Origin of the sequence: Xylophilus sp. Leaf220, from assembly GCF_001421705.1 — a bacterium.
Taxonomy (GTDB): Bacteria; Pseudomonadota; Gammaproteobacteria; order Burkholderiales; family Burkholderiaceae_C; genus Xylophilus.
Window position 1 is genome coordinate 1,079,306 of the sequence record NZ_LMKO01000001.1, and the last position, 7,073, is coordinate 1,086,378.

General features: G+C 70.4%; 6 protein-coding genes. All 6 read right to left on the reverse strand.

Translation table 11 applies throughout. The features are described from left to right. Positions 1–14 precede the first annotated feature (14 nt). The 6 genes from ASE76_RS04890 to ASE76_RS04915 all read right to left on the reverse strand — a co-directional run bounded on the left by ASE76_RS04890 (position 15) and on the right by ASE76_RS04915 (position 6,850). Entirely contained in the window at positions 15–1,196 is a 1,182-nt protein-coding gene (locus ASE76_RS04890) for an FAD-binding oxidoreductase (protein WP_055835358.1), read from the reverse strand. Then, the gene (locus ASE76_RS04895) at positions 1,193–2,599 is read right to left on the reverse strand and encodes an NAD(P)/FAD-dependent oxidoreductase (protein WP_055835361.1); all 1,407 of its coding nucleotides are present in this window, start codon (positions 2,597–2,599) and stop codon (positions 1,193–1,195) included. Before ASE76_RS04895 ends, ASE76_RS04890 begins: the two co-directional genes overlap by 4 nt. After that, entirely contained in the window at positions 2,596–2,976 is a 381-nt protein-coding gene (locus ASE76_RS04900; RefSeq protein ID WP_055835364.1) for a (2Fe-2S)-binding protein, read from the reverse strand. Before ASE76_RS04900 ends, ASE76_RS04895 begins: the two co-directional genes overlap by 4 nt. Before the next feature lie 21 nt (positions 2,977–2,997). Next, positions 2,998–3,492, reverse strand: coding sequence for an Lrp/AsnC family transcriptional regulator (locus tag ASE76_RS04905; protein ID WP_055835367.1), 495 nt, complete (start codon positions 3,490–3,492; stop codon positions 2,998–3,000). A gap of 62 nt (positions 3,493–3,554) precedes the next feature. Beyond that, the gene (locus tag ASE76_RS04910; protein WP_055835369.1) at positions 3,555–4,958 is read right to left on the reverse strand and encodes an aspartate aminotransferase family protein; all 1,404 of its coding nucleotides are present in this window, start codon (positions 4,956–4,958) and stop codon (positions 3,555–3,557) included. Positions 4,959–5,893: 935 nt separating this feature from the next. Beyond that, complete coding sequence (locus ASE76_RS04915; RefSeq protein WP_055835371.1) at positions 5,894–6,850, reverse strand: IS110 family transposase; 957 nt, start codon at positions 6,848–6,850, stop codon at positions 5,894–5,896. Between the last annotated feature and the right edge of the window lie 223 nt (positions 6,851–7,073).

Consider the following 7,073-nt stretch of genomic DNA (forward strand, 5'->3'; position numbering starts at 1 on the left):
TCGCCGCCGCGCCGTCAGGCCGCTCGCTGCTCGGCCTGCGGCACTCGGAAGCGGCCGATGGCGTAGGGCGCCAGTGGAATCGCCGTGCTGCCGGTAGCGATCAACTCGGCCATCGTCTCGCCCACGCCGGGGCTGATCGCGAAGCCCTCGCCGTTGAAGCCGAAGGCGTAGTGCAGCCCGGGCACCCGGGCGCTCGGACCCATGACCGGCTGCCAGTCGGGGGTGTATCCCTCGATGCCGCTCCAGACCCGGATCAGCTGGACGTTTCCGAAGGCCGGCACGAAGCGGCGCAGCTCGCGCAGTTGCCGCAGCACGTTGTCGGGCTTCACGTAGGCACGGATCGCATCGGCGTGCGCCGGCCCCTTGAGCCCGCCGCCGAAGACGATGTTGCCGCGGGCGATCTGCCGGAAGTACAGCCCCTCGGTCTCGATGGGGGACGACAGCCCGATCGACGGGCCGAGCGCGTACGGCAGGGGCTCGGTCACGCCCATCTGCGGACCGCGCGCCTCCAGCGGCACCGGCTCGCCGAACTGCGCGGCCAGGCGGTTCGACCAGGCACCGCAGGCCACCAGCAATTGCGCCGCCCGGAAGCGCCGGCCGTCTGCGGTATGGGCGACGAAGCCGCCACCGTCGTGCTCGACCTGCAGCACCTCGGCATGCTCCACGACCTGGGCGCCCGCACGCGCGGCAGCGCGCGCGAAGGCGGGGCCTGCCAGGCGAGGATTGGCATGGCCGTCTTCGGGCGAGTAGGAGCCCGCCACCACGCCCGGTGCGAAGATGCCCCAGCGCTGGCGCAACTGCTCGGCCGTGTAGAGCTGCAGGTCCAGCCCCAGCGGCTTCACCGCCTGCGCATGCCGCTCGATCGCCGCCGCCTGCTGCTCGGTGTAGCAGACCCGCAGATGGCCGTAGGGCACGAACTCGGCATCCTCGCCCAGCAGCTGGTTGATCCGGCCCCAGACGGCGCGCGCCCGGTTGGCCAGCGGCATCTGGTGCAGTTCGCGGCCCTGGCGGCGCACGTTGCCGAAGTTGGTGCCGCTGGCCTGGCGGCCGACCAGCTCGCGCTCCAGCAGCGTGACCGACAGGCCGTGGCGGCGCAGGAAGAAGGCGGTGGTCGTGCCCATCAGGCCGCCACCGAGGACCAGCACGTCCGTGTCGCGGGGACCGGCTGTAGAGGTTGCGGAGACGGCCGGGCTCATGCCTCCACCTCCGGCGTGTCCATCATCAGCGGCTTGACCGGCGCCTGCGACCGCAGCCGGCCCACCTGCTCCACCGGAATGCTGCAGGCGTGCGCCACGATCTCGGCCGCGGCATGGCCGCAGAAGCGGCCCTGGCAGCGGCCCATGCCGACCCGGCTGAACGCCTTGGCGCGGTTGACTTCCTGGCTGCCCAGCGCGTTCACGCAGCGGCGCAGCTCGCCGGCGGTGACTGCCTCGCAGCGGCAGATCACCGCCTCGTCGGGCAGCGCGGCGACGTGGGCCGCCGGCCACGGAAACGCGCGGGCCAGGCCCTGGCGGAACCGGTCCATCCGGTCCAGGGTGCGGCGCAGGGCCGGCGCCTCCTGCGCATGGCGGGCAAGGCCGGCGGCATGTCCGTGGTCGGCCAGTGCCGCCAGGGCGGCCAAGCGGCCCGCGGCCTCGGCGCCGTCGGCGCCCAGGATGCGCACGCCGTCGCCGGCCAGGTAGACACTGGGAGTAGTGCTGCGGCCGTCGGCATCGATGCGGGGCAGCCACTGGCGGCTGACCGGTTCGAAGGCGAAAGCACAGCGGGCCAGGTCGGCCAACTGGGTTTCGGCACGCAGGTGCCAGCCGAGGCCCACCGCGTCGCAGGCGAAACGCCGGACGCCGCCGTCCGCATCGCGCACCGCCACCGACCGTACGCCGTCGGTATCGTCCCCGTCGATCGCCACCGGCGTCACACCCTGCAGCACCGGCACGCCGGCGGCGCGGATGCCGCGGATCAGCCCCAGCCCGCGCAGCGCCAGCCACGGCCGCGCCAGCAGGCCCTTGAGGGCGCCCACCGGCTTGGCCGCAGGCGCGGTGTCGAGCACCGCCACCACGCCGGCACCGGCCTGCAGGTACTGCGACGCCACCAGGTAGAGCAGCGGCCCGCTGCCCATGAACACCACCTGCACGCCGATGGCGCAGGCCTGCGACTTGAGCGCGACCTGCGCGGCACCGAGGCTGTAGCACCCGGCACGGTGCCAGCCCGCCACCGGCATCAGCCGGTCGGTGGCACCCGAGCAGACGATCAGCGCATCGAACGGCAGCGTGCGGGGCGTGCCCGCCTGCACCACATGCAGCTCGCCTTCGGTGAGGTTCCAGGCCAGCGTGTCGGGCAGGTAGTCGATCTGCGGCCGCAGGGCGTCGAAGCCCTGGTGCAGCGCCCGGGCCTTGTCCGCCTCGCTCCCGTAGAGCTTGGCGTACGGCCGCTTGAACCCGTCCGGCTGGCGGCGGTAGATCTGGCCGCCGTCGCGCCGGCCCTCGTCGACCACGGTCGGCCGGATGCCGGCCTGCACCAGCGCCTCGGCGGCCCGCACGCCGGCGGGGCCGGTACCGACCACGACGATGCGCGGCGCAGCGGTGGTGACGGCGCCGGTCATGCCGGCACTCCCGGCGCGTGGCGGGCGAGTGAATCGCGCAGGTCGGCCGACACCGGCCAGTGCTGCGCGGGCGGGCGCGTCAGCACCGCCATGCCCGCTTCCACCGGCGTCGAGCAGGCCCGCAGCCGCACGCCCGACGGTGTCCAGACCCAGCAGTCCTGGCAGGCGCCCATCAGGCAGAAACCTGCCCGCGTCCCGTCGCCGAATTCGCTGTCGCGCACCCGCCGGCCGTGCTGCAGCAGCGCGACCAACAGCGTGTCGCCGGCGAGCGCGGACGCGGGTGCGCCGTCGATGGACAGGGCCACAGACGGCCGGTCGGTCTCGGCCAGCCGCACGAAGCGGTGCGGCGGCCGGGGGATGTCGGAATGGTCGGGCATGGCGAGGGAGAAGGCGGCCGGTCAGCGTGGATGGGGGAAGAGCCGCTCGATCGGACAGTGCGTCTTGATGAAGGGCGACTTGATGACGATGTAGCTGAAGTACTTGGCGATGCCGATATTGCGCTCCAGCAGTTCCTCGATCACTTCCTGGTAGTGGTTCACGCCGCGCGTGAGGAACCGCAGCAGGTAGTCGTAGCCGCCGCTCACCAGATGGCATTCGAGCACCTCGCCCACCTCGCGGATCGCGGCCTCGAAGCGCGCGAAATCCTCGCGGTGGTGGTCCTGCAAGGTGACCTCGGTGAACACGGTGAGCGTGTCGCCCAGTTTTTCCAGCCGCAGGTGCGCGCCGTAGCCCGCGATGTAGCCGGCCTGTTCCAGCCGCTTGACCCGGATCAGGCACGGGCTGGGCGACAGGCCCACCGCGTCGGCCAGATCGACGTTGGTCATGCGGCCGTTCTTCTGCAGCTGGGCCAGGATGCGCAGGTCGAGCCGGTCGATCTTGAAGGCTTCTGACATGGGAATGCTCGGTTACGAAGGAGGCCCGATTCTGCTTCGGCGCAGGACGTTCGGCGGCGGAATCAGCCGGCCAAAGCCGCCCGTACGTCGGGCATCGCCAGCACGTCGTCGAGCGTCTTCTCCAGCCGCTCGAACATCTGCGCGAATTCGTCCTGGCTGTAGGTGAGCGCCGGCGCGAAGCCCAGGATCTGGTCGCCGAAGGAGCGGAACACCAGGCCGTTGCGGTAGCCCGCCGCGAAGATGCGGTCGGCCAGCCCCAGCCGCGCGTCGAAGCCGCGCTTGCTGCCCTTGTCGCTCACCAGCTCCAGCGCGCCCAGCAGCCCGCGGTGGCGCGCGTTGCCGACCAGCGGATGCGACTGCAGCGCGTCCAGGCCGGCCGCGAAGACCGGGCCCATCCGCTGGCCGTTGGCGAGGATGCCGCCCTCCTTGTAGAGCCGCAGCACTTCGAGCGCCACCGCGGCGCTGACCGGGTGGGCCGAATAGGTGGCGCCATGGCCGATCGGCATGCCGGCCGGAGCGCCGTCGGCGATCGCGGCATAGACCGCCTCGGTCATCAGCGTGGCGCCCATCGGCGCGTAGCCGGCCGTCAGGCCCTTGGCGACCGTCATCAGGTCGGGCTCCACGCCTTCGGCCTCGCACGCGAACATCGGGCCGGTGCGGCCGAAGCCGGTGATGACCTCGTCGACCACGAACAGGATGCCCAGCGCGCGGGTGGCGTCGCGCATCGCCTTCAGCCATCCGGCCGGCGGCACGATGACGCCGCCCGATCCCTGGATCGGCTCGCAGAAGAAGGCCGCCACGTTCTCGGCCCCCAGCGCGTCCACCCGGGCCCGCAACGCGGCGACCGATGCGGCGATCAGCGCCTGCGGATCCGCGCCGTCGGCATGGCGGTAGGGATTGGGCGACGGGATGTAGTGCTGCGTCGGCAGCGGCAGGTCGAAGCCGCGGTGGAACACCGGCAGCGCGGTGAGGCCGGCGCCGGTGGAGGAGGAGCCGTGGTAGCCGCGCTCCAGCGAGATGAAGTGCTTCTTCGACGGCTTGCCCAGCGCGTTCCAGTACTGCACGATGAAACGCACCGCCGCATCCACCGACTCGGAGCCGCCCAGCGTAAGGTAGACCCGGGTGAGCGCGGCCGGCGAGACCTGCACCAGCTTCTCGGCCAGGCGAATGGCAGGCTCGCTGCTGAAATGGAAGTAGCCGGTGGCGTAGGGCAGCCGCCGCATCTGCTCGGCCGCGGCCTGCACCACACTCTCCTGCCCGTAGCCTACGTTGACGCACCACAGGCCCGCGAACGCGTCGAGCAGTTCGTTGCCTTGCGCATCGGTCAGCCACGATCCGCGGCCCGAGGCCAGCACCGTCGGCCCCCGCTCCTCGTGCAGCCGCCAGGGGGACACCGGGTGGATCAGGTGGGCGCGGTCGATGGCGTCGAGCGCGGCATGGGCGGGCAGAGCGGTGGGATGCGTCATGGCGGGAGGGCCTGCGGACCGAGGGCGCAGGGCTTTTTGTCGATGCGGTCAGCTTAGGGGCGCGCGCGGGGGAGGTGGTGCTGGTTTGGGTGGCGTGGGCGGGGGAGGCTGCGGTTGTGGGGGCGGGGGCGGCAGATCGTGCCGCGGGGTTGGGGGCTTGGGCTGGGGCCGGCTTTTTCGTTTCGCTGCTGTTTGTCGCTGCGTTGCCTGTGTTGGGTCCGGAGGCGGGGATTTCGCCCCCGCGGGCGAGTCCCTTTCTTTGCTTCGCCAAAGAAAGGAACCAAAGAAAGGCGACCCCGCTGCGGCCGGTCCGGCTGCGCCGGACTGCTCTGCGGTGCTCGCGKKCGGCGGGGTCCCGCTCRAACTCGCTGCGCTGCGCTCCGCTCAAACAGTCGCGGGCCCTGATCCGCCGCCCGCTGCGCTCCTCGACGCCGCAGAGGGGCGGGGGAGCGGGAGCGGGGTCTCGCTGCGCTGCGCTCCGCTCAAACAGTCGCGGGCCCTGATCCGCCGCCCGCTGCGCTCCTCGACGCCGCAGAGGGGCGGGGGAGCGGGAGCGGGGTCCACACGGGCCATCGCTGCGCTCGGCCTTTTGTGGGCTGTCGCTGCGCTTAGCCCGTGGAATAAGCAGCGGCGCTATTGAATTTATAGCTGATAGTCGTTGCTGTGCGCCGGCTAGGGGCCTATTTCATTGGAAAATCGGCACTATGGTTGTCCCGGCCGCCGCCCCCAGGCGTAACTGCCGCGAAGCCGGCAGCAGCCGAAGGACCCCGCCCCCAAGCCCCTCGGGATGCGCCGAGGAGCGCAGCGGCAGGCGGAAAAAGGGCCGCGCATGTCTGAGGTTCTCCCCAAGCCCCTCGGGATGCGCCGAGGAGCGCAGCGGCAGGCGGAAAAAGGGCCGCGCATGTCTGAGGTTCTATGGTTCGCGTCAAGCCGAATCAAGCACCAGCGGCAGGCGCAATCACCGATTCGTCGAACGGCTTGCCGCTCTTCCAGACCGCAAACGCCACTCGCAGCAGCTTGCGCGCCATGATCACCAGCGCCTGCGTGGCAGCGAATCCTCGTGCCTTGAGCGCCTCGTAGATCGGTTTGAACACCTTGCTCCTGGCTGCCGCTTTGGCCATCAGATAGGCCTGCCTGCGCAGCGGCGGCGGACCCCTCTTGGACAGGCGCCTGCGACCCTTCTTTTGACCCGAGTCCTGCGCTCTGGGATCGAGCCCGCTGTAGGCGACCAGGGCGTCGGCGTTGGCAAATGGAATGCGGCTCAACAGCGCAGCCAGCATCGCGCCGCCCTGCGGGCCCACGCCCTTGACGGTCTGCAGCCTGCGACTCGCCGCAGCCATTTGCGCGTCCTGCCTCTGCAGCGACTCGATGCGTTCGTCTATGGCTTCGAGCAGGCCCTCGAAACTGTCGTCGAACTGCTTGGCGGCCACCGCTACCGCCTGCGCATCGCGCATCGTCTGGCGCAGGCTGGCGCGGTGCACGACGATGTCGGCCCTGCGCAGCAACAGCTCCCAGATCTCGGCTGCATGCGGCTGCGCATGCTCCCAAGGATGCAGGCCTTCGTGGTGCTCGGCGATGAACCGGGCGATGACATGGGCATCTACCTTGTCGGTTTTGCTGCGGCCTCCGAGTGCCTTGGCGTAGAAGCTGACGTCCTTGGCGTTGAGGACGTAGCCGGTGCAGCCGCTGGCCGTTGCCAGTTCCACCAGAAGCCGGTGATACCGGCCCGTGGACTCCATGGCGACGGTGCTGCCTGGCGGCAGCGTCTTGAGCCAGAGGCCGATCGCGCCGGCTTCGTTGGCAATAGTGCAGATGCCAGGCTCGCCCTTGCGTGCAATGACGAGCTCGGCCTTGGCAACATCCACACCGTAGAAGTCGTTCCCAGTGGACATGGACAGTTCCTCCAATCAACAGAAAATGGACCCTGCTGGGGTGGAACATCCCGCCACTACGTTAGCTTGCGTTCAGATCGGCTCTCGTCCAGTTGTTCGGACAGGACGGCGGCTCAGTTCTTAATCGACGTTAGGGCGGGGTGGGAATTGCTCAGACTGTCGGTCCGCTGTGAACGGCCGATGCGTAGCGTCGTTCCTCACCCCAGCACCTTCGACCATACAA

Bases quoted from the DNA above. Each gene is read 5' to 3' on its own strand.
- ASE76_RS04915 (WP_055835371.1), bottom strand. From the start codon at position 6,850: ATGTCCACTGGGAACGACTTCTACGGTGTGGATGTTGCCAAGGCCGAG.
- ASE76_RS04890 (WP_055835358.1), bottom strand. From the start codon at position 1,196: ATGAGCCCGGCCGTCTCCGCAACCTCTACAGCCGGTCCCCGCGACACG.
- ASE76_RS04895 (WP_055835361.1), bottom strand. From the start codon at position 2,599: ATGACCGGCGCCGTCACCACCGCTGCGCCGCGCATCGTCGTGGTCGGT.
- ASE76_RS04900 (WP_055835364.1), bottom strand. From the start codon at position 2,976: ATGCCCGACCATTCCGACATCCCCCGGCCGCCGCACCGCTTCGTGCGG.
- ASE76_RS04910 (WP_055835369.1), bottom strand. From the start codon at position 4,958: ATGACGCATCCCACCGCTCTGCCCGCCCATGCCGCGCTCGACGCCATC.
- ASE76_RS04905 (WP_055835367.1), bottom strand. From the start codon at position 3,492: ATGTCAGAAGCCTTCAAGATCGACCGGCTCGACCTGCGCATCCTGGCC.